The organism is Polaromonas glacialis (assembly GCF_000709345.1).
Taxonomy (GTDB): Bacteria; Pseudomonadota; Gammaproteobacteria; order Burkholderiales; family Burkholderiaceae_C; genus Polaromonas; species Polaromonas glacialis.
This window is the reverse complement of the sequence record NZ_KL448323.1, coordinates 2,733,290-2,759,867: the sequence shown is the minus strand read 5'-3', so window position 1 is coordinate 2,759,867 and position 26,578 is coordinate 2,733,290. Positions and strand designations below refer to the sequence as shown.

Annotated in this window: 26 protein-coding genes and 1 pseudogene; 23 read left to right on the top strand and 4 right to left on the bottom strand. The window is 55.6% G+C overall.

What is annotated here, in order from left to right; translation table 11 throughout:
* The first annotated feature begins 79 nt into the window (after positions 1-79).
* The 4 genes from EC86_RS0113550 (at position 80) to EC86_RS0113535 (ending at position 4,850) form a co-directional block, all read left to right on the top strand.
* A complete protein-coding gene (locus EC86_RS0113550) occupies positions 80-1,216 on the top strand; it encodes an ABC transporter substrate-binding protein (protein ID WP_029526200.1) in 1,137 nt (378 codons plus the stop codon).
* Positions 1,217-1,363: 147 nt separating this feature from the next.
* Positions 1,364-2,230, top strand: coding sequence for a decaprenyl-phosphate phosphoribosyltransferase (locus EC86_RS0113545; protein ID WP_029526199.1), 867 nt, complete (start codon positions 1,364-1,366; stop codon positions 2,228-2,230).
* 32 nt (positions 2,231-2,262) lie between these two features.
* The gene (locus EC86_RS0113540; protein WP_029526198.1) at positions 2,263-3,198 is read left to right on the top strand and encodes a lysylphosphatidylglycerol synthase transmembrane domain-containing protein; all 936 of its coding nucleotides are present in this window, start codon (positions 2,263-2,265) and stop codon (positions 3,196-3,198) included.
* 101 nt (positions 3,199-3,299) lie between these two features.
* On the top strand, positions 3,300-4,850 hold the full coding sequence (locus EC86_RS0113535; protein ID WP_029526197.1) for an ArnT family glycosyltransferase: 1,551 nt from the start codon (positions 3,300-3,302) through the stop codon (positions 4,848-4,850).
* Between the two features lie 151 nt (positions 4,851-5,001).
* Here EC86_RS0113535 and EC86_RS0113530 read toward each other — a convergent pair whose 3' ends face one another.
* The 3 genes from EC86_RS0113530 to EC86_RS0113520 form a co-directional block, all read right to left on the bottom strand.
* Positions 5,002-5,775: a hypothetical protein gene (locus tag EC86_RS0113530; protein ID WP_029526196.1), complete on the bottom strand. Its 774-nt coding sequence runs from the start codon at positions 5,773-5,775 to the stop codon at positions 5,002-5,004.
* A 62-nt stretch (positions 5,776-5,837) separates the two neighbouring features.
* Positions 5,838-6,509 carry a TetR/AcrR family transcriptional regulator gene (locus tag EC86_RS0113525; protein ID WP_029526194.1) on the bottom strand — a complete coding sequence of 224 codons (672 nt, stop codon included), beginning with the start codon at positions 6,507-6,509 and terminating at the stop codon, positions 5,838-5,840.
* Positions 6,510-6,739: 230 nt separating this feature from the next.
* Complete coding sequence (locus tag EC86_RS0113520) at positions 6,740-7,324, bottom strand: phasin family protein (protein WP_029526193.1); 585 nt, start codon at positions 7,322-7,324, stop codon at positions 6,740-6,742.
* Between the two features lie 234 nt (positions 7,325-7,558).
* On the opposite strand from EC86_RS0113520, the gene EC86_RS0113515 reads away from it, so the two are divergent.
* On the top strand, positions 7,559-9,553 hold the full coding sequence (locus EC86_RS0113515; RefSeq protein WP_029526191.1) for an SDR family oxidoreductase: 1,995 nt from the start codon (positions 7,559-7,561) through the stop codon (positions 9,551-9,553).
* 37 nt (positions 9,554-9,590) lie between these two features.
* Here the strand turns inward: EC86_RS0113515 and EC86_RS0113510 are convergent, their stop codons facing one another.
* On the bottom strand, positions 9,591-9,932 hold the full coding sequence (locus EC86_RS0113510; RefSeq protein WP_051675897.1) for an H-NS histone family protein: 342 nt from the start codon (positions 9,930-9,932) through the stop codon (positions 9,591-9,593).
* Between EC86_RS0113510 and EC86_RS28835 the strand changes: the two genes are divergently transcribed.
* The 18 genes and pseudogenes from EC86_RS28835 to EC86_RS0113435 all read left to right on the top strand — a co-directional run bounded on the left by EC86_RS28835 (position 9,931) and on the right by EC86_RS0113435 (position 26,465).
* On the top strand, positions 9,931-10,092 hold the full coding sequence (locus EC86_RS28835; RefSeq protein WP_156955312.1) for a hypothetical protein: 162 nt from the start codon (positions 9,931-9,933) through the stop codon (positions 10,090-10,092). The genes EC86_RS0113510 and EC86_RS28835 overlap by 2 nt on opposite strands.
* 326 nt (positions 10,093-10,418) lie before the next feature.
* Positions 10,419-11,270 carry a Wzz/FepE/Etk N-terminal domain-containing protein gene (locus EC86_RS27045; protein WP_029526188.1) on the top strand — a complete coding sequence of 284 codons (852 nt, stop codon included), beginning with the start codon at positions 10,419-10,421 and terminating at the stop codon, positions 11,268-11,270.
* A gap of 96 nt (positions 11,271-11,366) precedes the next feature.
* The gene (gene rfbB, locus EC86_RS0113495; RefSeq protein ID WP_029526186.1) at positions 11,367-12,431 is read left to right on the top strand and encodes a dTDP-glucose 4,6-dehydratase; all 1,065 of its coding nucleotides are present in this window, start codon (positions 11,367-11,369) and stop codon (positions 12,429-12,431) included.
* Positions 12,428-13,318 (top strand): dTDP-4-dehydrorhamnose reductase, encoded by an 891-nt coding sequence (rfbD, locus tag EC86_RS0113490; protein WP_029526185.1) that lies wholly within the window; start codon positions 12,428-12,430, stop codon positions 13,316-13,318. Before rfbB ends, rfbD begins: the two co-directional genes overlap by 4 nt.
* A 26-nt stretch (positions 13,319-13,344) precedes the next feature.
* Positions 13,345-14,232, top strand: coding sequence for a glucose-1-phosphate thymidylyltransferase RfbA (gene rfbA, locus EC86_RS0113485; RefSeq protein WP_029526184.1), 888 nt, complete (start codon positions 13,345-13,347; stop codon positions 14,230-14,232).
* Positions 14,229-14,783 (top strand): dTDP-4-dehydrorhamnose 3,5-epimerase, encoded by a 555-nt coding sequence (gene rfbC / locus EC86_RS0113480; protein ID WP_029526183.1) that lies wholly within the window; start codon positions 14,229-14,231, stop codon positions 14,781-14,783. Before rfbA ends, rfbC begins: the two co-directional genes overlap by 4 nt.
* Complete coding sequence (locus tag EC86_RS27815) at positions 14,783-16,114, top strand: flippase (RefSeq protein WP_084181328.1); 1,332 nt, start codon at positions 14,783-14,785, stop codon at positions 16,112-16,114. The genes rfbC and EC86_RS27815 overlap by 1 nt, the downstream gene beginning before the upstream one ends.
* 37 nt (positions 16,115-16,151) lie before the next feature.
* Positions 16,152-17,039 (top strand): glycosyltransferase family 2 protein, encoded by an 888-nt coding sequence (locus EC86_RS27810; protein WP_084181326.1) that lies wholly within the window; start codon positions 16,152-16,154, stop codon positions 17,037-17,039.
* A 23-nt stretch (positions 17,040-17,062) separates the two neighbouring features.
* Positions 17,063-18,274 carry an EpsG family protein gene (locus tag EC86_RS27805; protein WP_084181324.1) on the top strand — a complete coding sequence of 404 codons (1,212 nt, stop codon included), beginning with the start codon at positions 17,063-17,065 and terminating at the stop codon, positions 18,272-18,274.
* Between the two features lie 34 nt (positions 18,275-18,308).
* Positions 18,309-19,541, top strand: coding sequence for a glycosyl transferase (locus tag EC86_RS27800; RefSeq protein WP_084181322.1), 1,233 nt, complete (start codon positions 18,309-18,311; stop codon positions 19,539-19,541).
* Between the two features lie 21 nt (positions 19,542-19,562).
* Positions 19,563-20,735 carry an NAD-dependent epimerase/dehydratase family protein gene (locus EC86_RS0113465; RefSeq protein WP_029526180.1) on the top strand — a complete coding sequence of 391 codons (1,173 nt, stop codon included), beginning with the start codon at positions 19,563-19,565 and terminating at the stop codon, positions 20,733-20,735.
* A complete protein-coding gene (locus EC86_RS0113460) occupies positions 20,722-21,282 on the top strand; it encodes a serine O-acetyltransferase (protein WP_051675893.1) in 561 nt (186 codons plus the stop codon). The genes EC86_RS0113465 and EC86_RS0113460 overlap by 14 nt, the downstream gene beginning before the upstream one ends.
* Positions 21,283-21,305: 23 nt before the next feature.
* Positions 21,306-22,313, top strand: a complete 1,008-nt coding sequence (locus EC86_RS0113455) for a WaaS/CpsH family glycosyltransferase (protein WP_029526178.1) — start codon at positions 21,306-21,308, stop codon at positions 22,311-22,313.
* Between the two features lie 71 nt (positions 22,314-22,384).
* Positions 22,385-23,332, top strand: coding sequence for a UDP-glucose 4-epimerase family protein (locus EC86_RS0113450; RefSeq protein ID WP_029526176.1), 948 nt, complete (start codon positions 22,385-22,387; stop codon positions 23,330-23,332).
* The gene (locus EC86_RS0113445; RefSeq protein ID WP_029526175.1) at positions 23,329-23,889 is read left to right on the top strand and encodes a sugar transferase; all 561 of its coding nucleotides are present in this window, start codon (positions 23,329-23,331) and stop codon (positions 23,887-23,889) included. Before EC86_RS0113450 ends, EC86_RS0113445 begins: the two co-directional genes overlap by 4 nt.
* A pseudogene (locus EC86_RS29925) lies at positions 23,889-24,071 on the top strand (PglD-related sugar-binding protein); the annotation flags it as partial. The gene EC86_RS0113445 and the pseudogene EC86_RS29925, both read left to right, overlap by 1 nt.
* Before the next feature lie 146 nt (positions 24,072-24,217).
* Positions 24,218-24,457 carry an LbetaH domain-containing protein gene (locus EC86_RS29920; protein ID WP_232229966.1) on the top strand — a complete coding sequence of 80 codons (240 nt, stop codon included), beginning with the start codon at positions 24,218-24,220 and terminating at the stop codon, positions 24,455-24,457.
* A 25-nt stretch (positions 24,458-24,482) separates the two neighbouring features.
* Positions 24,483-26,465 (top strand): polysaccharide biosynthesis protein, encoded by a 1,983-nt coding sequence (locus tag EC86_RS0113435; protein ID WP_029526173.1) that lies wholly within the window; start codon positions 24,483-24,485, stop codon positions 26,463-26,465.
* The last annotated feature ends 113 nt before the right edge of the window (positions 26,466-26,578 follow it).

Genomic DNA, 26,578 nt, shown 5'->3' with positions numbered 1-26,578 from the left:
GGCTGGCCGAATGCCCGGCGTCAAAAACGCGTTTTGATACAGTCGTACGAATTCAATACAACTTGTGAAAATTTAAGCCATGACGCTGACACGCAGAAAATTTTCCATCAGTTCGGGCGCCGCCCTGCTGGCGGGCTTCACCACCGTCCGCGCCCAGCCCGAAGGCCGCATCGTCCTGGGCCAGTCGGCCGCCTTCACCGGACCCGCCGCACAGCTGGGCATCCAGTTCCACCAGGGCGCCAGGGTTTATTTCGACCAGGTCAATGCCCAGGGTGGCATTGGCCGGCAGCAGATCGAGTTGCGCAAGCTCGATGACGGCTACGAACCCGCCCGTTGCGCCGAAAACACCAAAAAATTCATCGCCGACGACGTGTTCGCGCTGTTCGGCTACATCGGAACGCCGACCAGCGTGGTGGCGCTGCCCATGGCCATCAAGGAAAAGATTCCCTTCATCGCGCCGTTCACCGGCGCCATGGCGCTGCGCGAACCGTTCAGCCGCTATGCCTTTCATGTGCGGGCGTCGTACAACGACGAGACCGCGCTGATCGTCAAGCAGCTGACCAACCTGGGGCTGAAAAAAATTGCCGTTTTCCACCAGAACGATGCCTATGGCAAGGCCGGCCTGGATGGCGTCACCCTGGCGCTTGGCAGTCTGGGCCTCAAGCCGGTGGCCCAGGCCACGGTGGAGCGCAATTCGGTCGATGTGGCGCAGGCCGTCAAGACGCTGGTCGCCGCCGGGCCGGATTCGGTGGTGCAGATCGGCGCCTACAAGGCCTGCGCGGCGTTTATCCGCGAGGCGCGCAAGGCCGGCTACGGCGGCACGTTCTACAACGTGTCGTTTGTCGGCACCCAGGCGCTGGCCGACGAACTGGGCAAGGACGGCGCGGGCGTGGTGGTGTCACAGGTCGTGCCGTCGCCCTACAACGCGGCGCGTCCGATTGCGCGCGAATTTGCCGACGCGGTGAAGGCCGTCGGCAACAAGGAGGTCCAGGCCAACTTTTCCAGCATGGAAGGCTACCTGGCCGCCAAGCTGTTCACCGAGGGCCTGCGGCGCGCCGGAAGCAAGCCGACACGCGAATCGCTGATGACCGGCCTGGAAAGCATCGGCAGCCAGTCCTTTGGCGGCTTTGCGGTGTCGTTCGGGCCCGGCGACCATGTGGCTTCAAGCTTCGTCGAGCTCTCGATGCTGACCGGCGACGGACGCGTGCGGACCTGAACGGCCGGCCGGACCCGCCCGGCGGGTGGCGCACGCAAAGCCTGATCCGTTCAGGCTTTTTTTGCCCGCTGGCGCGCCATGGGCGGGCCGGCGAGTCAGTTATGCTTGAAAGCCGATCCGGGCTGCATGCTTTTGCCTTTTTCATTGATGCCTTTTTCTTTTTCAAGCCTGCTTGCGCTGGTACGCCTGATGCGGCCGCACCAGTGGGTCAAGAACGTTTTCGTGTTTGCCGGACTGGTGTTCAGCCAGAGCTGGGAAGTCATTCCGCTGGACCTGGCGGTGCTGCGCGCCTTTGCGGCTTTCTGCTGCGCTTCGAGCGTGGTGTACATCCTGAACGACTGGCACGACCGCGCCAGCGACGCTCTGCATCCGGTCAAGCGCAAGCGGCCGCTGGCCAGCGGCGCGGTGACGGCGCTTCCTGCGCTGCTGCTGGCGGCCGTGCTGCTGGCCGCAGGAATTTTGCTGGCGGCAGGCAACCGCACGCTGCTGGCGCTGCTGGCGCTGTATGTGGCGCTGAACATGGCGTATTCATGGCGGCTCAAGCAGGTGGCGGTGGTCGATGTGGCCATCATCGCGGCCGGTTTCATGCTCAGGCTGCTGGCCGGAACGGTCGCGGTCGGGATTCCGCCATCGCGCTGGCTGCTGCTGACCGGGATTTTCATGACGCTGTACCTGGGCTTTTGCAAGCGCAAGGCCGAAAGCTTCCAGGAAGAAGCCAGCCAGCGGGCGGTGATGGCGGGCTACCCGACGGCGTTGCTCGACACCTTCATCGCCACCACCATGACGGCGACGCTGACCACCTACAGCCTGTTCGCCACCAGCCCCGAGGCGCAGCTGCAGCATGGCGAGCGCCTGCTCTACACCGTGCCGGTGGTTGTTTTCGGGCTGCTGCGCTACACCTACCAGGTGCATCGCGGCCATGGCGAGGACGTGGCGCGCGACCTGCTGCGCGACGGCTGGCTGCTGGGCGCGGGCCTGCTGTGGCTGTTCATCTTTTTGGCCCACCGGTTTTGACGGTGCACAGGCAGCGCCCGGAGCCAGGCCTTTTGCCATCGCGCCCTCGGCTCAAGCTGCCGGTCAGGAAACTGCTGCTGGTGCTGGGGGTGGTTGCCACGGTGTACGCGGCGGCGCTGCTGGTCTGGGGCGACAGCCCGCGCACTTCCCTGGCGCGCCTGTGGTCGCTCAATGGGCTGCAGGCGGCCAGCCTGTGCCTGCTGAGCTACGGCCTGCGCGGCCTGCGCTGGCGCTTGTGGATGGCGCATTACGGACGCCACTTCGGCCTGCTGCAGGGGCTGCGGCTCTACCTGGCGGGCTATGCGTTCACGCCCACGCCCGGCAATGTCGGCGAGGCGGTCAGGGGGCTGGTGCTGGCGCGAGAACCACTGGGTGCCCGGCAGAGCCTGGCCATCTTTGGCGCCGAGCGCCTGGCCGACCTGTTGTGCCTGCTGCTGCTGTGCCTGCCCGCCGCCGCCTGGGCCTGGGAGCGCGGCCTGGTCCAGCGGATGCCCGGCTGGGCGCTATGGCTGCTGCTGGGCGGGGCGGCCGCGGCGGTGCTGGCGGCCGTTGCGCTGTTCAGGTTGCGGCATGGCGTGCTTCGGCTTCCCGGCTGGCTGCAGGAGGCCTGGACGTGCCTGCGGCTGCGGCCGCTGGCCTGGTTCAGCCTGACGCTGGCCGCCTGGTCGGCGCAAGGCGTGGCGGTCTGGCTGGTCTGCCGCGACATGGGCCTGCCCTTGGGGCTGGCGACGGCGACCGGTTTTTACGCCGTGGCCATGGTCGGCGGCGCCTTGTCGGCCCTGCCGGCGGGCCTGGGCGGCACCGAGGCTGTGCTGACCGGCCTGCTGGTGGCTTACGGCGCAGGGGCTGGCAGCGCCCTGGGCATGACCGTGATGGTCCGGCTGCTGACGCTGTGGCTGGCTGTGGCGATTGGCCTGCTGGCCTTGCTTTATAGTGCGGCCATCGCCCGGGACATCAGTTTTCGCTAGCTGCTTTCCGTTTCACTTTCTTCTGTCGCCTGCGTTGCGACGCACGCCTGGCTCCTCGCCTTTTGCCTGCTGCCTGCCCGCTGTTTATCCGACCCTTTTCCATGTCCCACCACCCTGTCATTGCTTCTTCCCCGCAGGCCGATTCCGTCATGCTGAGCCGCTGGCTGCTGACCGCCGGACTGGCATCGCTGCTGCTGCGCTTCTGGATCGCGGCGACCTTTCCGATCTCCGGCGACGAGGCGTTTTTCTACTGGTGGGGCGTTTACCCGGACTGGGGTTATTCCGACCATCCGCCCATGGCTGGCTGGCTGATTGCGCTCATGCGCGCCACGCTGGGCGACAGCACCTTGTCGATCCGCCTGCCAGCGGTGCTGCTGCCGCTGGCGCTGGGCGCGGCGCTGTGGTGGGCGCTGGCGCCGCTGGACCGGGTGCGCGCGGCCTGGGCGGTGCTGCTGTTCTGGCTGGCACCGCTGAACTGGCTCTACGCCATCATCACCACCGACACGCCGCTGATCTTCTGGTCGATGCTGTCGGTGGCGGCCCTGATGCGCGCCGAGCAGCGCGCCCGGCCCGACCGCGCCGCCTATGGGCTGTATGCGTTGTCGGGCGTGTTCCTGGGCTGTGCCTTTTTGTCGAAGTATTTCTCGGTGGTGCTGGGGCTGACCTACCTGCTGTACTTTTTGTTGTACCGCCGCGAGCGGCTGGCGGGCCTGGCCCTGCTGGTGGCCTGCGCCTTGCCCGGCCCGGCGATCAACATTGCCTACAACCTGTCGCACGGCTGGTCGAACATCATGTTCAACGTCTACAACCGCAACCAGGATGCGGCGTTTGAATGGCGCAAGCCGCTGCTGTATGTCGGCATGATGGCTTACCTGGTCACGCCGGTGGCGCTCTGGCTGGCCTTCAGATACCGCCAGGCGCTTAGAGCCAGCGCCCGGTCCCATCGCCTGCTGGCCTGCCTGGTCGTCGTGCCCCTGCTGTTTTTCATGCTGCTGTCAGCCAAGAAAGTCGTTGGCCTGCACTGGGTGCTGTCGTTTTACCCTTTTGGCTTTGCCTGGCTGGCGTTTGCCCTGCCGGCTGACAAGCTCAAGACCTGCGCCAAGGGGCTGGCGCTGTTTGCCGGCCTGCATGTCGCGGTGGTCGCCGGCCTGTACCTGACGACGCTGGACACCTGGCGCAGCGCCAAGATCTACCCGCAAATCGTTCGCAGCGTCAAGACCGCCGACATCCTCAGGCAGGCCGACCGCCCGGGCGCGGTGCTGATGGCCGACTCGTACACCGCCGCGTCGATCTACGGTTTCGAGCGCCGCCAGTACATGCCGGTGTTCGGCGTGGGCCGCTTCCATGCGCGGCAGGACGACATGCTGGTGGATTTTTCGCTCTATCAAGGAAAAACGGTGCGGATCATCACGCCGGACAAGCCCGAACCGGAAGCATTCAAGCCCTACTTTGACAGCGTCGACGTCCAGGGTTTCATCCAGGATGGCGTGGCTTTCTACGTGGTCGAAGGCCGCGGATTCAACTACCTGGCCTACCGCCAGGGCGTGCTGGGCGAGGCCTTCCGGCAGTTCTACAACATACCGGCCTGGCTGCCGATGACCGGTTGCCCGTTCTGCGAGCGCTACTGCGGCCAGGTGCGCTGCCCGCGCTGAGTTTGCCGGTCAGGCCATGGCTTGCGGACGCGGGCAATAAATAACAGTTAAAAATGCCTTCTGCGCAAGCAGGGCGTTCGCTAACAGCTATTAAAAAGAGAGTAACCTGTTTTGTGGACACAGGCTCGCAGAAAGACGCCCGGCCGGCGTTTCAGTCCTGCAGTTCCACCCGGGCCATGTCCACGTCCAGCCGCTCCATCGCATCGAGCGCTTCGCAGGCCGCTGCCTGCATGTAAAGCCGGGTGGCCTCTTTCATCCGCTTGTCGCCTTCGAGCATCACCATGCCGTTGGCATATTCGGTCATGGCGATGGCCGAGCCGGGATTGAGCTTGAGCGCTTCCTTGAACAGCGCCAGGCCGGTGTCCTTGCGGGCGCCGTAGGTCATGCTGCCGATCAGCGAGCCGACCTTGTCGATCACCTCGGCATGAAAGGCGGCCAGCGCGATGTGCGCATCGGCATGCTGCGGCGCGAGTTTGATGGTCTGCTCCAGCGCGGCCTTGATCTTGCTGCCCAGCCCCTGCGCCAGTGCCTTGGCCACGCTGATGCCCTGGCTGTAGCGCCCCAAAGCGTAAGCCTGCCAGTAAAAGGCATTCGGATTTTTCGGGTCTGCCGCCTGCTGCGCCTCGGCCCTTTGCGCCGCTTCCAGGAACAGGTCGAGCCTGGTTTTTTCCTTGTCTTCCAGGTAATTGGCATAGATGCAGGTGGCCTTGTTGGCCGCCGTGATGCCATCGCCGCCGGCTTTCAGTCCGGCCTCGGTCGCCTTGTGGAATTCACCGTTGTGAAACAGTACCCAGGCCTTGAGCACCGCTGCATCCTTGGGCAGCGGTTCACAGTCGCCCCGGTGCAGACGGGTCCAGTTTTTCGTCAGGCTGGCCGTGTCAAAGGCATAGGCGCCGGGGTGGGGGAAAGGGTTCCATTTGGCCATGTCGTTGTCTCCTTCACTTAATTTTCATTTTTATGCAATCTCGTGGCCCGCGCCAGCACCGTTCAGGCCGGCAGGCTTGCCGGGATGCTGTAGGCGCCCGCCAGGCTTTGCAGGTGGCTTTTCTCGGCCGGCTCCAGATAGGGTACCAGCAGGCTCAGCACATGGTGAGCCCCGCGCATCAGGGCCGACTGGGCATTTTCCGGCTCCAGGGCATGGCGCGGATTGCGCACATATTCAAAGCTCAGCCAGTAGGTCAGCAGCACCACCATGCTGGTGGCCGTTGCGTCCACTTCGCGCGAGTCCAGCGCCATGGCGCCAGCCCGGCCCATGCCCCCGAGCATGGTCCTGACGGCGCGCGCCTTGTTCTTGAGCACCCACTGAAAATGCGTCTCCAGCCGCCGGTTCTTGCTCAACAGGTCGTTCAGGTCGCGGTACAGGAAGCGGTACTGCCAGATCAGCTCAAACAGCGTGTGCATGAAAAACCAGGCGTCCTCGACGTTGCGCACGCCGTCGCTGGCATTGAGCAACTCGTTGAGCGCCTGCTCGTAGCGGTCGAACAGCGAGTTGATCAGCTCGTCCTTGGCCGGGTAGTGGTAATAAAGGTTGCCCGGGCTGATGCCGAGTTCGGCGGAAATCAGCGTGGTCGATACATTGGGCTCGCCAAACCGGTTGAACAGTTCGAGCGTGACCTCCAGGATGCGCTCGGCGGTGCGACGCGGCGCTTTTTTCACCATAGTTGTCTCTCTTTGTTTTGTTCCCTGACTCTAACCCAGCGCCCCGAGTGAAGGAATCAGGAAAACCTCATGCGGGGCATTCGAGCAAGGAAGATTTCCAGGCATGCAGGCGAAAAAAAAGGGACATGACGTCCCTTTTCCGTGGCTCCGCACCTAGTCTTGCGGCTGTCATCCTGTTTCAAGCATTGACTGCGTGTTCAACCCCCTTGCAGGGGCTTGCCTGCTGCAGATTATTCAGCTGCGCTTGGCACGGGGCCTGCACTGCCCTCTGCGGGCGTTCTGGCCGTTTTGGCCACTGCGCGCTGCACGGCTTTTTTGGCGGCGGGCTTGGCGGCCTGCGGCTCCACGGTCTTGGCGGCGGCCCTGGCGCGTGGTTTGGCGGCTGGTTTGGCGGTCGGGCTACCGCCGTTCAGTTTGCTGACCTGCTGGTCGAGCAGTTCGACGCGTTCCGCCAGTGCGCTCACGTCCCGCGCCGAAGGCACGCCGAGCTTGCCCAGCGCCTTGGCAACGCGCTCCTCGAAAATGTTTTCCAGCTTGTCCCAGCGGTTGCCTGCCTTGGACTGGATGTCGCTGGCCATGTCGCTCATGCGGCTGGTCGCTTCGCTGATCTTTTCCTCGGCGGCTGCCTGGGTCTTGCGCTGGATCGCCAGGCCTTCCTTGACCAGGCTGTCGAACACCTTGCTGCCTTCCTCCTGCGCCTTGGAAAAAGCCCCCAGGCCGGCCAGCCATATCTGCTGGGCAGAGTCCTTGACGGCGCTGGAGAGTTGGGGGCTGGCTTTTTGAGCGGCGCTCATTTTTTGCAGTTTCTTGACCATGGAAGGCTCCTGGAAGGGTGGATGAAAAAAGGGACTGCGGCCCATCGCCGCGCACCATAAAGAATGTAAACCTGCGGCACGCCGGTGTTTAGGGTCAGGCTTCTAGAGAGCTAGGCAGGACACCCTACGGATTTTCGCTGGATCGGGCCGGTTTCGCGGGTTTGTGCTGAAGGGTAAAGGCGCAAATCTGAACAAAATGAAACTTTTGTCAGCCACCTCAATGCGGAGAATTCAATGAACTATTTCGTCACAGGCGCCACCGGCTTCATCGGCAAGCGCCTGGTCAAGAAACTGCTGGAGCGCAAGGGCGCCAAGGTCTATTTTTTGATCCGGCCGGAGAGCGCGGGCAAGGTGGCCGGATTGCGCGATTACTGGGGTGTGAGCGCTGGCCGGGCGATTGCGGTACACGGCGACCTGACCGGAAAAAAGCTCGGCGTGAAGGCCGAGGACATCAAGAAGCTGAAGGGCGAGATCAGTCATTTCTACCACCTCGCGGCGGTTTATGACCTGGAGGCTGACGAACAAAGCCAGATCGCCGTCAACATCGACGGCACCCGCAACACGGTCGAGTTTGCCAAGGCGATCGATGCCGGGCATTTTCACCATGTCAGCTCGATCGCCGCCGCCGGACTGTACGAAGGCGTGTTTCGCGAGGACATGTTCGAGGAGGCCGAAAACTACGAGCATCCCTATTTCAGGACCAAGCACGAGAGCGAAAAAATCGTCCGCAGCGAATGCAAGGTGCCCTGGACGGTGTTTCGCCCGGCGATGGTGGTGGGGCACAGCGTGACCGGCGAGATGGACAAGGTCGACGGGCCGTACTATTTTTTCAAGCTGATCCAGCGCATCCGCAAGCTGCTGCCGTCGTGGATGCCCATGGTCGGCCTGGAAGGCGGCCGGATCAACATCGTTCCGGTCGATTTCGTCGTCGATGCGCTGAATCACATCAGCCACCAGGAACGCGCCGGCGGCCAATGCTTTCACCTGGTGGACCCGGTCGGCTACCGCGTCGGCGATGTGCTCGACATCCTGAGCAAGGCCGCGCACGGCCCGCGCATGAACCTGTTCGTCAATGCCGCCTTGCTGGGCTTCATTCCCAAGGCAGTCAAGAAAGGCCTGATGGCGCTGGCGCCGGTGCGGCGCATGCACAAGGCCATCATGTCCGACCTGGGCGTGCCCGAGGACATCCTGACCTTCGTCAATTACCCGACGCGTTTCGACTGCCGCGAAACCCTGGCCGCGCTCAAGGGCAGCCGCATTGCCTGCCCGAACCTGCATGACTATGCCTGGCGCCTGTGGGACTACTGGGAGCGGCACCTGGACCCGGACCTGTTCATCGACCGCTCGCTGCGCGGCACGGTTGGAGGCAAGGTGGTGCTGATCACCGGCGGCTCGTCGGGCATCGGCCTGGCGACGGCGCACCGGTTTGCCGAAGCCGGCGCCACCACGATCATCTGCGGCCGAGACCAGGACAAGCTCGATGCAGCCTGCCGCGAAGCCGAGGCCAAAGGCTACTGTTTCATCACCTACCCGGCCGACATTGCCGACATGGCCGACTGCGACCGCTTCATCAAGGCGCTGCAGGCCGACCACGGCGGCGTCGATTTCCTGGTCAACAACGCCGGACGCTCGATCCGACGCGCCATCGAAGGCAGCTACGACCGTTTTCATGACTACGAGCGCACCATGCAGCTCAATTATTTCGGCAGCCTGCGCGTGACCATGGGCCTGCTGCCCGGCATGGCGCAAAGAGGCGCAGGCCATGTGGTCAACATCAGCTCCATTGGCGTGCTGACCAACGCGCCGCGCTTTTCCGCCTATGTGGCCAGCAAGGCCGCGCTGGACGCCTGGACGCGCTGCGCGTCGAGCGAGTTCGCCGACGTGGGCATCAGCTTTACCACCATCAACATGCCGCTGGTGCGTACGCCGATGATCGCGCCGACCAACCTGTACAACAACGTGCCCACGCTGGCCCCCGAGGAAGCGGCCGAACTGGTGGCGCAGGCGTGCATCTTCAAGCCGGTGCGCATCGCCACCCGCCTGGGCATTGCCGGGCAGGTGCTGCATGCGGTGATGCCGCGCATCGCCCAGATCGCGATGAACACCAGTTTTCGCATGTTTGCCGATTCATCCGCCGCCAAGGGCGAGAAGGGCGCTAAAGACGAAAAGGCCAGGCTGTCGCCCGAAGCGCTGGCGATGCAGCAGATGATGCGCGGGGTGCATTTCTAAATACAATCAGCATCAGTCTTGCGAAAAGACTGATGCATTAACTTTTAATCAAAAATTCTTGTTTATCCCGGCCGGCCGACAGCTGGGCGCTTAACCAGGCCGGGGACTTACCGCGACCCGTCCATGTTTTTCCACTTTGGGGGTCTTGGTATTTAGGAGCGACCACATTTCGCTTGTCTCCCGTAACCCGCTTGGCTGCACCCTTGCCTGCAAGGCCCAGATCTGAGGCTGTCAGGTCATAATTTTTGATTAACTCTTTCGCTGTAGTGATGGCTTGCGTACGTTCGCCTTTGCGTTCGAAGTCCTGTTGTTTGCGCAACTCATTAAGCTTGGCCTCGAATTCATTGATTTGTTGCTGCAGTTCATTTGACTTTTGCATGAGTGAGTTTTCCTTGTTAAAAGGATTGATGTTAATCGATTATTTGGTTGAAGCATTAATGAGAAGCATTAAAATTAAAAATTTTATTGAGCTTTACATTCCAAATCAATCTCTAAAAAATTTCCAGCTTTTATTCTTGGATGCTGCTTTCCAAAATTGACGTGGTGCTTAATTTGGCATCCTGAGTTATCTGGAGTTTTGCAGCAATGTTTGTGTGGAATATTAATTTTTGTAAGATTTTGATGATTGAGTTTGTTGTAATTCAGCCGTGGATTTGAGAGCTTTTACAGAGCTGCCTTGATAAAAATGGACTGACTGCAAGAGCGTAATGTGAGGCATGAAGAAGATGTTTATCTTGGAGGCTGTGCAAGGGCAAGTAGAAATTATCATATTTTGTAGCTAAAAATGTAAGATTCATGGATCCAAGGTAGTCGAAAAATTGTGCCAAGTAGAATGAGTTCCTCATAGATTTGACAATAGGCAAAAATGGAAGATTCTGCGAACCTTGCGAATAGTGCTAACAATGAAGCGGGTCTATTGGACCTGCTGGTCACTTTGGCTGAAAATATCAAGCTGTTGGTCCTTGGTCCGCTGGCTGTTGGTGTGTGCGCCCTGGTTGTCAGTTTTCTGCTTCCTCAAACTTTTCAAAGTGTCGCTGTGCTGCAGGCTGACCAAACCACCGCCAGCCTGATAGGTACAGCAGCTGTTCTGGATCCGGTCATTGCCTCTCTCGGCCTGGCAAAAGACGATACTGTCGAAGAAGCGCGTACAAAGTTGCGAGAGCAAATTAAAACTAATGTCGGGCGAGTTGATAAATTGCTCACATTAACCATTTCTAACCGGACCGCATTGCAGGCGCAGGCAATCGCCAATGCACTCCTCCAGCAAATCTATCAGGAAAGCCGTCCCAAGGGCAGTGCGCGATTAAGGCTTGGAGTGCAATTGGAAGAAGCACGAACGCGGCTTAAAAATGCTCAGGATGCATCGGTTGGCGTGCTCAAGCGCCTCGAATCCAACGGTTCTGGCGCTGCTGGCGGGGTGGAGTTGGCACGGGGTTACGCCGAGTTATTAGGCGCCACGGGCACAGCGCAAGGCCAAGTCAGCCTCTTGGAGGCACAACTGGAAGGCTTAACCGATGCTCAGTTGGTCCAGGCGCCCACCTTGGCACAAAAAACCAGTCAACCAAAGAAAGGTTTGATCGCCATAGGTGCTACGCTCGCGGCGGGGATAGCCTTGTTGCTGTTCATTTTTATACGGCAAGCCTTTCTCAATACCACACAAAGCGAGACGACTTCCGCGAAGGTATTGCGTATTCGCAATTCCTTTCGCATGAAGTAACCCTCTAGCATTGGTAACAAAGCGGTGGCAGTAGTGAGTGCTTATCTACTCCTGAAATGCTTCAGATAAATAGCTCAGCAGATTGTAAATAACGTTATGACCATTCTCATCACCGGCGGAGCCGGCTTCATTGGCGCAAACTTTGTCCTGGACTGGCTGGCGCAGTCGAGCGAAGCCGTCATCAACCTGGACAAGCTGACCTACGCGGGCAATCTGGAAACCCTGGCGAGTCTGCAGGGCGATGCGCGCCACATCTTCGTGCAGGGCGACATTGGCGACAGCGCACTGGTGGACGGCCTGCTGGCGCGGCACCGCCCCCGGGCCGTGCTCAACTTTGCCGCCGAAAGCCATGTGGATCGCTCGATTCACAGTCCCGAAGACTTCATTCAGACCAACATCGTCGGCACCTTTCGTCTGCTTGAAGCCGTGCGCGCTTACTGGAATGAGCTTGAAGGCGAAGCGAAGGCGGCGTTCCGGTTCCTACACGTCTCCACCGACGAGGTCTATGGCTCACTCGGCGCCGCCGATCCGGCCTTCACTGAAGACCATCGCTACGAGCCCAACAGTCCGTATTCGGCCAGCAAGGCCGCCAGCGACCACCTGGTGCGCGCCTACCACCACACCTACGGCCTGCCGGTCCTGACCACCAACTGCTCGAACAACTACGGCCCCTGCCATTTTCCGGAAAAGCTGATTCCCTTGATGATCGTCAACGCCCTGGCCAGCAAGGCGCTGCCGGTGTACGGGGACGGCATGCAGGTGCGCGACTGGCTGTACGTGAAGGATCATTGCAGCGCCATCCGCCGCGTGCTCGAAGCCGGGCGGCTGGGCGAGGTCTACAACGTCGGTGGCTGGAACGAAAAACCGAACATCGAGATTGTCAACACGGTCTGCGCACTGCTCGACGAGCTGCGCCCCAAAGTGGACGCCCGCAGCTACAGCACGCAGATCAGCTATGTCAAGGACCGGCCTGGCCATGACCGGCGCTATGCCATCGATGCCGGCAAGATCGAGCGCGAGCTGGCCTGGCGGCCGGCCGAGACCTTCGAGTCCGGCATCCGCAAGACGGTCCAGTGGTACCTGGCCAATCCCGAGTGGGTAGCGCATGTGCAAAGCGGCGCTTACCGCGACTGGGTGCAGACCCAATACGCCAGCGTATGAAAATCCTGCTTTTCGGCAAGAACGGCCAGCTCGGCTGGGAACTCCAGCGCAGCCTGGCGCCGCTGGGTGACCTCATCGCGCTGGACCGGCACAGCCAGGAGCTGTGCGGCGACCTGGGCAACCTGTCCGGACTGGCCGACACGGTACGCGCGCTGCGCCCCGATGTGATCGTCAATGCCGCCGCCCACACGGCCGTGGACAAGGCCGAAAGCGAGCCCGAACTGGCCCGCACCATCAACGCCTTGGCACCCGGTGTGCTGGCGCAGGAAGCTGGCAAACTGGGTGCCTGGCTGGTGCATTACTCGACCGATTACGTGTTCGATGGCGGCGGCAGCCGCCCCTGGGTGGAAACCGATACGCCCGCGCCACTGGGCGTGTATGGCCGGACCAAGCTGGAAGGCGAGCAACGGGCGGCAGAGCACTGCCAGCAGCACCTGCTGTTTCGCACCAGCTGGGTGTATGCCGCGCGCGGCGGCAACTTCGCCAAAACCATGCTGCGCCTGGCACAGGAGCGCGAACGCCTGACCGTGATCGACGACCAGTTCGGCGCGCCCACCGGCGCTGAACTGATTGCCGACGTCACGGCCCACGCCATCCGCCAGGTGTTGCACCGCCCGCAGGACGCCGGGCTCTACCATCTGGCCGCCCAGGGCGAAACGACCTGGAATCGTTATGCAAAACATGTAATTGCGCAGGCGCAGCATACACAACCAGCTATGAAAATAGTAGCCAGTGAAATCGCCGCCGTGCCCACCAGCGCTTTTCCGACACCGGCGCAGCGGCCGCACAATTCGCGCTTGGACTGCAACCGGCTGCAAAGCGTCTTCGGCTTGACGCTGCCTGCCTGGCAGCAGGGCGTGGACCGCATGCTGGCCGAAATCCTTTAAAAAAACGACAAGAAACATAACTCCCCATGACCCAACGCAAAGGCATCATCCTCGCCGGCGGCTCCGGCAGCCGGCTGCACCCGGCTACGCTGGCCATCAGCAAGCAACTGCTCCCGGTGTACGACAAGCCGATGATCTACTACCCGCTGAGCACCCTGATGCTGGCTGGCATCCGCGACGTGCTGATCATCAGCACCCCGCAGGACACACCGCGCTTTGCGCAACTGCTGGGCGACGGCAGCCAGTGGGGGATGAACCTGCAGTACGCCGTTCAGCCCAGCCCGGACGGCTTGGCGCAGGCCTTTCTCATTGGCGAGCAGTTCATCGGCAACCAGCCCAGTGCGCTGGTGCTGGGCGACAACATCTTTCACGGCCATGATTTCGTGCCCTTGCTGGCCGAGGCTGACTCACAGGCCGGCGGCGCAACCGTCTTTGCCTACCATGTGCAGGACCCCGAGCGCTACGGCGTGGTCGCTTTCGATGCCGCCGGCAAGGCCAGCAGCATTGAGGAAAAGCCGCTCAAGCCCAGAAGCAACTTTGCTGTCACCGGCCTGTATTTCTATGACCAGCAGGTTGTTGATATTGCCAAGGCGGTAAAGCCCAGCGAACGGGGCGAACTCGAAATCACGGCCGTGAACCAAGCCTACTTGGACCTGGGTCAGCTCAAGGTGCAGATCATGAAGCGCGGGTATGCCTGGCTGGACACCGGCACGCACGACAGCTTGCTGGAGGCGGGCCAGTTTATTGCCACGCTAGAGCACCGCCAGGGCCTGAAGATTGCCTGCCCGGAGGAGATTGCCTGGCGCAACGGCTTTATTGATGCCGAGCAGCTTGAAAAGCTGGCGCGGCCGCTGGCCAAGAACGGCTACGGCCAGTATCTGCTGCGTCTGCTCGCCGAGGGAGCCCAGTCATGAAGGTCTCCCAAACAGCCATTCCTGACGTCCTGATCATCGAACCTAGGGTATTTGGCGACGCGCGGGGCTTCTTTTACGAAAGTTTCAACCAGCAGGCGTTTGACGACGCCACGGGCTCTCATTACACGTTTGTGCAGGACAACCACAGCCGCAGCAGCAAAGGCGTGCTGCGGGGATTGCATTACCAAGACGAGCAGCCTCAGGGCAAACTGGTCCGGGTAGCCTGCGGGGCGGTGTTTGACGTGGCTGTGGACATCCGCAAGTCCTCACCAACGTTTGGGAAATGGGTAGGCGTTGAACTGAGCGAAGAAAATAACCGCCAACTGTGGGTGCCGCCTGGGTTTGCACATGGGTTCGTGGTACTGAGCGAAACAGCCGATTTTCTGTACAAGACGACTGATTACTATGCACCTGCTCATGAGCGCTGTATTGTATGGAACGATCCAGATATTGGAATTGTGTGGCCGCTGAGTCAATATGGTATAGCTTCACCAAAGTTATCCGCTAAAGATATTCAGGGTAAAAGTTTGAATAAGGCTAAGGCGGATTGATGTCGCTAAAGCGAAATACGCTATGGAATCTAGCTGGCACAGGGCTTCCTTTTTTATTAGGCGCGATAACAATCCCGTTTTTAATAAAAAGTCTAGGCATAGAAGCCTTTGGAATACTCACCCTTGTTTGGGCATTAATTGGGTACTTTAGCCTTTTTGATTTTGGTTTAGGACGAGCATTGACGCAACAAGTTGCCTCAAACCTTGCCAGAGGTGATGACAAAAAAATACCTCATTTAATTAAGTCAGGAATTCTTTTTACAACGCTTACTGGAGTTGTAGGCGGCATGCTTTTGTATGTGCTTTCTGCTCCACTAGGAAACCAATGGCTAAAGGTAAGTGAATTACTTAAGGATGATACTGCGCAATGCCTTATTGTTGCCGCTTTTGGAATACCACTAACAACGATTACAACTGGATTAAGAGGAGTTCTGGAGGCATATGAGGATTTTAAAGAAGTTAACCTTTTAAGAATTATTTTAGGAATTGCAAATTTTGGTTTGCCGGCGCTAGCTGTCTTATTTTACGGGCCATCACTTACTTTCATTGTTTTGACACTGATTTTCGCACGCCTGATAGTACTTATTGCGCATATAGTGCTCGTTAACAAAAGACTAATTGGTAGTTGGGTAAGCAGTAAGGGTAACGGTAAAGAGTTTAAAAATCTTTTCTCGTTTGGAGTCTGGATGACTATCTCAAACATCATTGGTCCACTAATGGCAACTGCGGATAGATTTGTGATATCCAGTGTTTTAGGTGCAGCAGCAGTTGCCTATTACACCGTTCCGTCTGAAATATTGATGCGAGTACTGGTTGTGCCTGCTGCCTTAACAGGGGCGCTGTTTCCAAGATTATCTTCGAAATTAAAAACAGAACCAGAAAATGCTTGCAAATTATATGAGAAGTGCGTTCTTATTGTGCTTATTATATTGACTCCAATTTCCTTGGTAATTGGCTTGGGGTCGTATTGGGGATTAAGTCTTTGGCTTGGTGCAGAATTTGCCGAACAATCGTGGATGGTTGTAAGTGCATTGTCAGTAGGATTGCTTTTTAATGGTATCGCCTTTGTTCCATTCGCAGCTATTCAGGCCGCAGGAAAAGCAAAAACAACAGCAAAATTGCATTTGTTGGAGATTTTAATATACGTTCCATTGTTATATTTTATGCTCCATTTTTTTGGATTATTTGGAGCGGCAATGGCTTGGGTGGTCAGGGCGGGAATGGATATGATTTTGTTGCTCATTTGCGCAAAAAAAATACTGAAAGAAATAAATTGTCAGCATTCCTGTGAAAATTACACCATCAATAATGTTGAAGTTATAAATAAATGAAATTTATGAAGGTATTGTGCTTTATGTTTGGATTGGTATGACGCACATCTGTGGAATTATTGTTACATATGAGCCTGATTTTAATGTTCTTGCTAAACTGATATCTGCCATTACACATCAAATCGATGAATTAGTTGTGATCGATAATGCCAGCAAATTAAGATATGTTCAAGACCAAAAAATCGGTACCCAGATAAACAATACAACCAATATTGGTCTGGCAGGCGCACAGAACCAAGGGATAAATTGGGCAGCGAAAAGAGGTGCAAGTCATGTTTTGATTTTTGATCAAGATAGCGAACCAGAAAATGATATGGTTAAAAAACTCCTCGACTCTGAAACCTGGCTGTTAAATCATGGATATAAAGTTGCTGCGGTTGGTCCGGTAAGCATAGATAAGTCATCTGGAGTGGCTAATCCATTTTATGGGTTAGATCATTGCCGATACAAAAAAAAATACGTACCAGATTTTGAGGGATTTATTGAGGCTTTGTTTTTAATCTCTTCCGGGCAATTAATCCGGATGGATGTGCTGAATTTGACTGGATATATGAAGGAAGAATTGTTTATAGACTATATTGATATGGAGTGGGGGCTAAGGGCAGGTGCTTTAGGTTATAAATCTTATGGCGTGACATTTGCAAAAATGTTTCACAGCGTCGGCGAAAACGCAATGGTAATTGGTGATGTGAGATTGCCCATGCATTCGCCGATTAGATACTATTACATGACTCGGAATGCCCTGCTTTTGTACTTTTCGTGCAAATATCCCACACGTTGGATTATGGCAGACATTGCTGTTTTGACTCGGCGAACTATTGTTGCTTCTATTTTGTATAGTCCAAGAGGAAAAAATATAAATAATATTCTCCTAGGCATTTTTCATGGAATTTTCGGAAGAGCCGGGCCTAAGTTGAAAAATTAGGTATATAAGCAAAGAAAATATTAATGAATTCTGCTGTAATATATTATTTTTTCACTGTGGTGATACTGTCTTTAAGTAGTTTGTTGGGTGTAACGAAAGAATTAAAGACTGTTATAATTTTTTCGACGCTTTTTTTTATTTTTGGCGGTAGTAATTTCAATGGCGCTGACTGGATAAATTACACGAATATATATGAGAGTTTGAATGAAAGTTCATGGTCAGATGTTTTACTGAATCCTCCGCTCGAGGTTTTATTTTCTTTGGTGGCAAAGTTTTTTTCTTCTAACGGTATTGATTACCAATTATTTGTCGCGGCAATATCTGTATTTAATTTATATTTGTTGATTTACATGGCCAGAAAGGTTTGTGTAAAAAATATATTTTTACTATTTCTAGTTATTTTTTTCATTCAAGGATGGAGTCTTTTTCAAGAGCAAATTCGTCAGTCGATAGCGGTTGTTATCTGTTTATTTTCGGTATATAAATACTTTAAATCAGATGTAAAGACTGCATACGTCTTAATTCTGATCGCAATTGGTTTTCATATCAGTGCAGTATTTGGCTTTCTCTATTTATATGCTGCCGGCAAGATTTTTAAAGACAATGGTCAGCCATTGTCGATGCGCAGTTTTGTATTGATAACTTGCTTTTCTGTGTTGGCGATAAGCGCTTTGATTTTCTCTGTTAAAACAGTATCATTTGAGTCAATTCTTCCTGCTTTGTGGTGGCAGAAGTTGGATTATTATATTAACGATGAAATATCATCATCGTCATTATTGAATTTTGGGTTGCTTGCTTATTTGCTCGGATTTTTTATATTGCTTGAACGGCGTAGTTACGTAATTGCTTGCAAGAATAACTGGCTTTCTTTTGCTTGGTCAATGGCTGTGATGTGGTGTGTCATCGGGCCATTTCTGAGGATGATCGCAATTTTTACCCGATTTGAGCATTTTTTATTAATTTTAATTCCTTTTGCGCTCGTATCATATGAGTTGACATCTGAAAAAAGCTTCAATGAATCACTTTTAAGAAAACTGCTGTATATAATCTTTGCCTTGACTTTTACTGTTCGCTTGTTTGCCCAGCCTGCACAAAGTGTGTGGGTGGAAGATTATCGAAATATTTTCATGATGAAACTTTTTAATGTTGAAGTTGAAGAAAGAGAACAACGCAAGGATCGAGTCTGCAATGTGTTGCTGGATTCTGGCAATGATTTCTGTGGGCTTTTGAATTAATTGGTGAGCTTAATACTTATATTGTGATAGATAAATGGAAAATTTTGCAGCAGTAACAATTTGCTCAATCAATTACATTGGAAAAGCACTAGTATTGATTGATTCATACGTCAAATATCATCCGGAACATGGGATTTATTTGATATTGGTCGATAGGAAAAGTGAAGACGTAATTATTGACAGGCCTGGTTTGAATGTCATATGGGCTGAAGATCTTGGGATTCAAGATTTTTTAAAATATGCTTTTACCTACGATGTCATTGAGTTCAATACAAACGTCAAGCCAACGGCGTTGAAATTTCTGCTGAAAAAACATGAAATTGCCGTTTATCTTGATCCTGATATAAAAATTTATGCCCCTCTGGACCCGGTTTTCGACGCATTGAAAAATGGCGCATCACTGGTAGTAACTCCTCATTGCAATACTCCTATCCTCGATGGTTGCAAGCCTGATGATCTTGATCTGCTCAAATTTGGTGCATTCAACCTAGGTTTTGTTGGAGTATCTCGCTGTCAGGAGGGACTGGCATTTCTCGACTGGTGGTCTGATCGTTGCCTTGGTCATGGTTTCTATGAGCCGCAACTTGGACTAGGTGTTGATCAAAAATGGGTGGGATTGGCCCCCTGTTATTTTCCCAGTATGCAAGTCTTGCATGATTCCGGATTGAATGTTGCTTTTTGGAATTTACATGAGCGTCAACTGACTTCGCATGATGGCATATGGTTTGTCAACGAGACTACGCTGCTTCGATTTGTTCATTTTAGTTCGTTTAACGAAAACAAGCCTGAGGTAGTTGCAAAGAAGCAGACTCGTTTTGAATCTGGTAGCCGTCCCGATTTTTCCTCGATTGCTGAAGTTTATGCCTCCGAGCTATTGAGAAATGCTTCCGAAGCTTTCTCGCGACACCGCTATACCTTTGACTATTTTGAAGATGGGAGTTATGTCACTCCTGCCTTGCGAAGGTTTTATGCCGTTATGAAGAATACAGTTTTTCATAAGGACGAAAATCCATTTCGCCTTGATGGACCTGTCATGCGTTTTGGTAAGTCACATGGTTTGGTTGGTGCGCCCAGTCAGGCGGCTCGAAGGCAAATTTTCAAGGACATGAATGCATATGGCCCACAAATCAAAGTGATCAACATGATGCTGAGGCTGTCATTGTTCATATTGGGCGCTGATAGATATTTTAATTTAATGCGTTACATGGCGCATATTTCGTCATTGCGTAATCAGGTAGACATGTTTGGACGGATTGATTCCAAATAAAATTTTCCTCAAGGATAGTTCATGCTTAAAAATGACAAGAAGATATTGATTACAGGAGGTGCTGGCTTCATTGGGCAGCGCCTGTCGCAGGCATTGCTGGCGAAAGATTTCCAGGTTCGTATTCTGGATAGTTTTAATCCGCAAATTCATACTGACCAGTCCCTGCCAGCTGATCTGGCCGGACGTGTTGAATTGATCAAGGCTGATGTTAGAGATCGCGATTCTATGAAGCGTGCGCTTGATGACGTAAATGGCATTGTTCATTTGGCTGCCGAAACGGGAACCGGTCAGTCGATGTATGAGATTGACCGGTATTTCGACGTGAATGTTCAGGGTACGGCCACTATGCTGGATTTGCTGCAAAACGAAGATTGCACGAAATCTCTCCGCTCGATCGTGGTCGCGTCTAGCCGTGCTGTTTATGGAGAAGGCGCTTATCGCTGCACGAAAAATGGTAAGGTTTTTCCAGTTCAGCGAAGTCGTGAACGCATGTCTGGCGGATTGTTTGAGCCCATTTGTCCAGAATGTGGCGGACCTGTGCATATGATGCCAACGCAAGAGTCTGCGCCTTTTAATCCTATGTCGATGTACGGTTTGACCAAGCAGGTGCAGGAGCAGGCAGTTCTTCTCTTTGCCCGCACACATGGCATCAATGGGTTTGGCCTTCGCTACCAGAATGTCTATGGGCCCGGCCAATCCCTGAAAAATCCCTACACGGGTATCCTGGCCGTTTTCTCAAATCTCGCACGGCAGAACCAATCCATTGAAATCTATGAAGACGGATTGGAGTCACGAGACTTTGTCTATATTGACGATGTGGTTGAAGCTACGGTGCGCAGCATTGAATACACAGGGCCGTTTATAGGCGCTTTGAATGTCGGATCAGGAGAAGCCACAAGCGTGGCTACGGTGGCACAAGAGATTAAGGAATTTTTTGGCAGCGTGAGCTCTATTGGAGTAAGTGGAGCATTCCGTATGGGTGATATACGTCACAACATTGCTGATGTTTCTGAACTTCAACGTGTGCTTGATTTTGTGCCTGCGGTGCCTTTTAAAAAAGGTTTGACCCACTTTTTAAACTGGGCTGCAGCGCAGGCGCCTGAAGACAAGGCTGCTTATTTGCGTTCAGTTAGCGAACTCGCCGCTAAAGGACTCATGGGCACTGCATCGACGGCGGCAGATGAGCGCGCCTGAAAAATTTAGGCTATTGACTTATCTGGCCGCTGATTTGCGCCGGGCCCAAGTTGTAATGCATGGCTCGGAAAATGTTTCCGGTTTCCGGTTATGGGCGGGGCTGTTTTCGCCAAGGTTGATTCCGGTTGTGCTTTGCCGGACGGCACATAGCTTGTACAGGCTTAAATTGGGCCCGCTTGCAAAAGGGGTGTCGCTGCTGAATTTTTTCTTGTTTGGTATCGAGGTTGCTGTACGCTGCCCGATTGGCAAGGGCTTGTTTTTGCCTCATACCCAGGGCACCGTGATAGGCGCTTGGTCTATTGGTGAGAATGTCACTATTTTTCAGGGCGTCACGTTAGGCGCGCGAGAGGTGGATTTTTCATATCAGGAATCCTCGAGACCCTCGGTCGGCGATGGCGTCACCATTGGGTCTGGCGCCAAAGTGCTGGGAGGCGTGACTTTAGGTTCTGGTTCACGCATTGGCGCTAATGCGGTTGTGCTGGAGTCGGTGCCTGCCAGTGTGGTGGCCGCTGGAATTCCTGCACGCGTGCTCAAAAAAATTGGTTAATCCTCACGCATTCGGAATAAATTATGGATGACCTTGCCGGTAAACAGGTGCTTTTTATTGCGCCGCAGTTTTTTGGCTATGAGAAAGAAATTCAAAATGAAATGCGCAGGCAAGGGGCTGCAGTAGATTTTTTGCCTGACAGGCCTTTCAGTTCACCGCTATTAAAAGCGGTGACCCGTTTACGGCGTGAGTTGGTGCTGCCATTGGCTGACCGTTTTTTCATGAATGCGATAGAGGCATTTGGACGAAGCCGTTATGACCTTATCTTCGTGGTGGTGGGCGAGGGCCTCTCAACTCGCACCCTGAAAGAGCTGCGTGCGTCATTCCCAGGCGCACCTTTGGTGCTTTATATGTGGGACGCTCTGCGCAACCGGCGTTCTCTTGCCCTGAATCTGCCCTTGTTTGACGCATGCCATACTTTCGATGCTAGTGATGCCAAAGTATTTGACATGCGGTTCAGGCCATTGTTTTTCTCGCCTGGATTCGAATGTGGAGCTACTGATGATTTTCAGTACCATTTGAGCTTTATCGGCACCGCCCACTCTGATCGTTATGCAATTGTTTCAAACGTAGCAGCTGCATTGCCCGAAAAATCGAACTGCTACTGGTACCTTTATCTGCAGGCTCCCTGGGTATTCTGGGCGCACAAGCTCATGAATTCTGCCTACCGTGGCGCTTCCATAAAAAGCTTTCATTTCGACCCCTTGTCCAAGGAGCAAGTCCAGCATGTTTTTTTCAATTCACGCGCGATTCTGGATATTGAACATCCTAACCAGATAGGCTTGACTATGAGAACCTTTGAAACCATGGGCGCTTCCAAAAAACTGATCACCACCAATCAACTGGTAAGAGATATGGATTTTTTCAATCCCAACAATATTCTTGTGATCGACCGTCATCAACTCCAAAAGATTCCAGACTCTTTTTTGCAAACTCCGTACGCCCCGCTGGCGGATGCCGTTCATCAAAAATATTCGATAAAAGGATGGCTTGACGATATTCTTTCTCACTCCAGCCTGTCAGTACCATAGCAGGGCCGGTTTCCTGGAGGTTATGTTCAATCGGGGCAGCGTTGAAGTTGATGAAAATAAAAGGTGAACGGATGAACAAAGTACTTGTGACTGGCGCGACAGGTTTTGTCGGACGGGGTGTGCTGGAGCGGCTGTCTTGGGGTGAATTTTTAACAACCGCTGCAGTCCGCTATGAAGGCATTGAGGCTTCCCCTGTCTTGAAAACCTTTCGCATAAAGGGTTTGCAGAGTGACACGGACTGGTCTTGCGCTTTATCGGGCCAAGACACGGTAGTGCATTGCGCTGCGCGTGTTCATGTCATGAACGAAAACGCCCCCGATCCTCTGGTGGCTTTTCGTGAAGTGAATTTTCATGGCACGCTGAATCTTGCCCGCCAGGCTGCAGCCGCAGGCGTACACCGCTTTGTTTTCATCAGTTCGATAGGGGTCAATGGCGGTGAAACTTTTCAACACCCATTTTCAGCTGAAGATGTACCCATGCCCCATTCACCCTATGCCGTATCCAAATATGAAGCCGAACTGGCTCTGCAGGCACTGGCCGCCGAAACCGGCCTGGAAGTGGTCATCATCCGTCCTCCGCTGGTTTATGGCGCTGGGGCTCCAGGTAATTTTGGCTCGCTGATGCGCTGGTTGCAGCGTGGCGTTCCGTTACCGCTAGGCGCCATTCGCAATCGGCGCAGTCTGGTTGCGCTTAATAACTTGGCCGATTTGATAGTTACTTGCATCACACATCCGGCGGCCGCAGGGCAAACATTTTTGGTTTCCGATGGCGAGGACGTGTCTACCACCGAACTGCTGCGCCGCATGGGCCAAGCTATGGGCCATCCGGCACGTCTGGTTCCTGTGCCTGCCAATTGGCTCACTCTGGCCGCGACAGTGCTGGGCAAGCGAGACATGGCGCAGCGCCTGTGCGGTTCGCTGCAAGTCGATATTCAAAAAACGCGTCATCTTCTCGGCTGGCAGCCACCGATCACGCTGGACCAGGGCTTGAAAAAGACGGTGGAAGGCTTGGCCTTATGAAGCGGGCGTTTGATCTTTTGCTTGCCCTAGTAGCTGCTTTGGTTCTGGCCCTGCCGGTCATGCTGGTCGCCCTGATGGTCCGCCTGACCTCGCCCGGCCCCGTGCTGTACTGGTCGGACCGGGTAGGGCGCCACAACAAGATTTTCAAGATGCCCAAGTTCCGCAGCATGCGGGTGGGTACGCCGGCGGTGGCCACGCACCTTCTGGCCGATGCCAGCTCGCACCTGACACCGATTGGTTCTTTTTTGCGCAAGAGCAGCCTGGACGAGTTGCCCCAGCTATGGAGCATCCTGGTCGGAGACATGAGCTTTGTCGGCCCCCGGCCTGCACTGTTCAACCAGCATGATCTGATTACGTTGCGCACGCAGCATGGCGTGCATGAACTGGTGCCGGGGCTGACGGGTTGGGCGCAGGTCAATGGGCGCGATGAACTTCCGATTCCCGACAAGGTGAAGCTGGATGTGGAATACCTGCAGCGGCAGTCACTGGGGTTTGACATCCGCATTCTTTGGATGACCTTTGTGAAGGTGCTGCGCCGGGATGGCGTTTCCCACTGATGAAACGCTTGCTGATCGTGGGTGCCGGTGGTCACGGTCGCTCAGTTGCTGAGGCCGTGCTGGCCGCCGGAAAATACGAATTGGTGGGCTTTGTGGATGATGCGGCGCCAAGCCTGCAGTGTGTCTGGGATTTGCCGGTATTTGGGGCTACTACTGATCTGACCCGTTACGGTCAGTACGCAGATGTGGCCATCGTTGCCATTGGAAACAACCGCCTGCGAGAGGAATTCCAACAGAGGCTCCATGCTGCAGTTTTGAACTGGCGACCGTTATTCATCCCAAGGCCGTTGTTTCGCCCAGGGCCGTCATTGGCGCAGGAAGTGCCATCATGGCGGGGGCCATCGTCGGCACTGAACCTCATTTGGGCGCAGGCGTCGTCCTTAATTGCGGTGCAGTGGTTGACCACCAATGCCGGGTTGAAGACTTCGGCCACTTGGGCGTCAATGCCGCAATGGCTGGGGGCGCGGTTTTGGGGCGTGGCGCTTGGATGCAGGCGGGCGCTGTCTTGGGTTATGGCGTCAAGGTTGAGGCCGGCGTGGTAGTGACGCCCGGCCTAGCCTTGAGTTGAATATAAGAAATTAAAAGAAACCGAAATGCCATTGAATAAATTAATAGCCCAGCCCTTGCTGGGTCTGCCGCGCCCTCTCAAGCGCGTGGTGGTTCTTGTGCTCGATCTGGTGCTTGCACTGGTCTCGGTTTGGGCCGCTTTCTATTTGCGCATTGACCAGACGGGTCTGCCGGAGCTCCAGCAGAAGTATGTTTACCTGCTAGCCCCCTTGCTGGCGATTCCCATCTTTGTTCGCTTCGGGCTATACCGCGCCATTTTTCGTTATACCGGCATGGCGGCGCTGGCCACGACGGCCAAGGCGGTCGGGGTCTATGGACTGCTGTTCTTCTTTGCCCTGTTGTGGTTCAAGTGGGAGGGGGTGCCGCGCAGCGTGGGGCTGATTCAGCCGCTGCTGTTTTTGCTGCTGGTGGGAACCAGCCGTGCCTTGGCGCGCTTCTGGCTGGCAGGTTGGTCAGGCAAGGCGCGCCATGCGGCAGGACGTTTGCTGATTTACGGCGCTGGCGAAGCGGGTGTGCAAACAGCCTCCGCCTTGGGCGTGGCGCGACAGTTCGTGCTGCTGGGCTTCATCGACGACGACAAGACCAAGGCCGGACGAAGCATCAATGGGGTTGACATCATGGCGCCAGGCGAGGTGGCCGATGCGGTGGAGCGCATGGGTGTGACTGACATTTTGCTGGCCATGCCGGCCCTGGACCGTGCGCGCCGCAATGAAATCATTGACAGCCTGCGGGAGTTACCGGTTCACGTTCGTACCTTGCCCGGTATGGTGGATCTGGCGTCGGGGCGGGTGACGATTCAGGATTTTCAGGAATTGGATGTTGAAGACCTTTTGGGGCGCCCGCCTGTACCGCCCGATTCGACCTTGCTGGCACGCGACCTGGCGGGCAAGACTGTACTCGTCACTGGGGCCGGCGGCAGTATTGGCAGCGAATTGTGCCGTCAGATCGCAAGGGAAATGCCGCGCCGGCTGGTGCTGGTTGAACTCAATGAATTTGCCCTCTACACCATACATGGCGAACTTCTGAGCCTGTGCAGTGAGCATGGGTGGTCGGTGGACGTGGTTCCCCTGCTGGCCAGCGTCGGGAACTTTGGTCGCTTGAAGGAAATTTGTAATCTTTACCGCCCGCAAACGCTCTACCACGCAGCGGCCTACAAGCATGTACCGCTGGTCGAGAGCAATCCGTCGGAGGGCGTGCTGAACAATGTCTTTGGCACCCTGAACGCCGCCCGCGCGGCCATGGAAAGCGGAACGGCGCATTTCGTGCTGATTTCCACCGACAAGGCGGTTCGCCCCACCAATGTTATGGGCGCGACCAAGCGTATGGCCGAACTCGTGCTTCAGGCGCTGGCGGCCAGCCCGGCGGTGCGCTTCGTGTTCCCCGACGGCAGCTACAGTGCCGAAGTCCCCAACCGCACCGTGTTTGCCATGGTGCGCTTTGGCAATGTGCTGGGCAGCAGCGGCAGCGTGGTGCCGCTGTTTCGCAAGCAGCTGCGCGACGGCGGCCCGCTGACGGTCACGCATCCCGAAGTCACCCGCTATTTCATGACGATTCCCGAGGCCGCCCAGCTGGTGCTGCAGGCGGGCGCCATGGCCCATGGCGGCGACGTGTTCGTGCTGGACATGGGCAGCCCGCTAAAGATCGTCGATCTGGCCCGGCGCATGGCGCAACTGTCAGGCCTGAGCCTGCGCGATGAACACAACCCCGAGGGTGATATCGAAATCAAAATCACCGGCCTTCGCCCCGGCGAGAAGCTCTACGAGGAACTGCTGATCGGCGACAACCCCGAGAAAACGGCGCATCAGCGGATCATGAAGGCGCATGAGGATTTTGTTCCCTGGCTTGAGCTCGCGCCCATTCTGGTGGACATGCGCCATGCCGCCACACTCAACCAGGAGCCGGTGATGCGCGCCATCCTGCTTCGGCTGGTGCATGGCTACCATCCGCATCGAGACTGTGGCGCTGGCGAGCCTGCGCAGATCCCTGTGGTTCCAGCCAAAGACGCTTGAGGCGGGTTTTGGGGCGCGTGAGAATCCGCCGCTTCAGGACGACGCCGGTCCGGGCGGCCTGGCGTCTGTGGGCCGTCACGCCCATGCGGCACAATTTGCGGATTCACCACTTC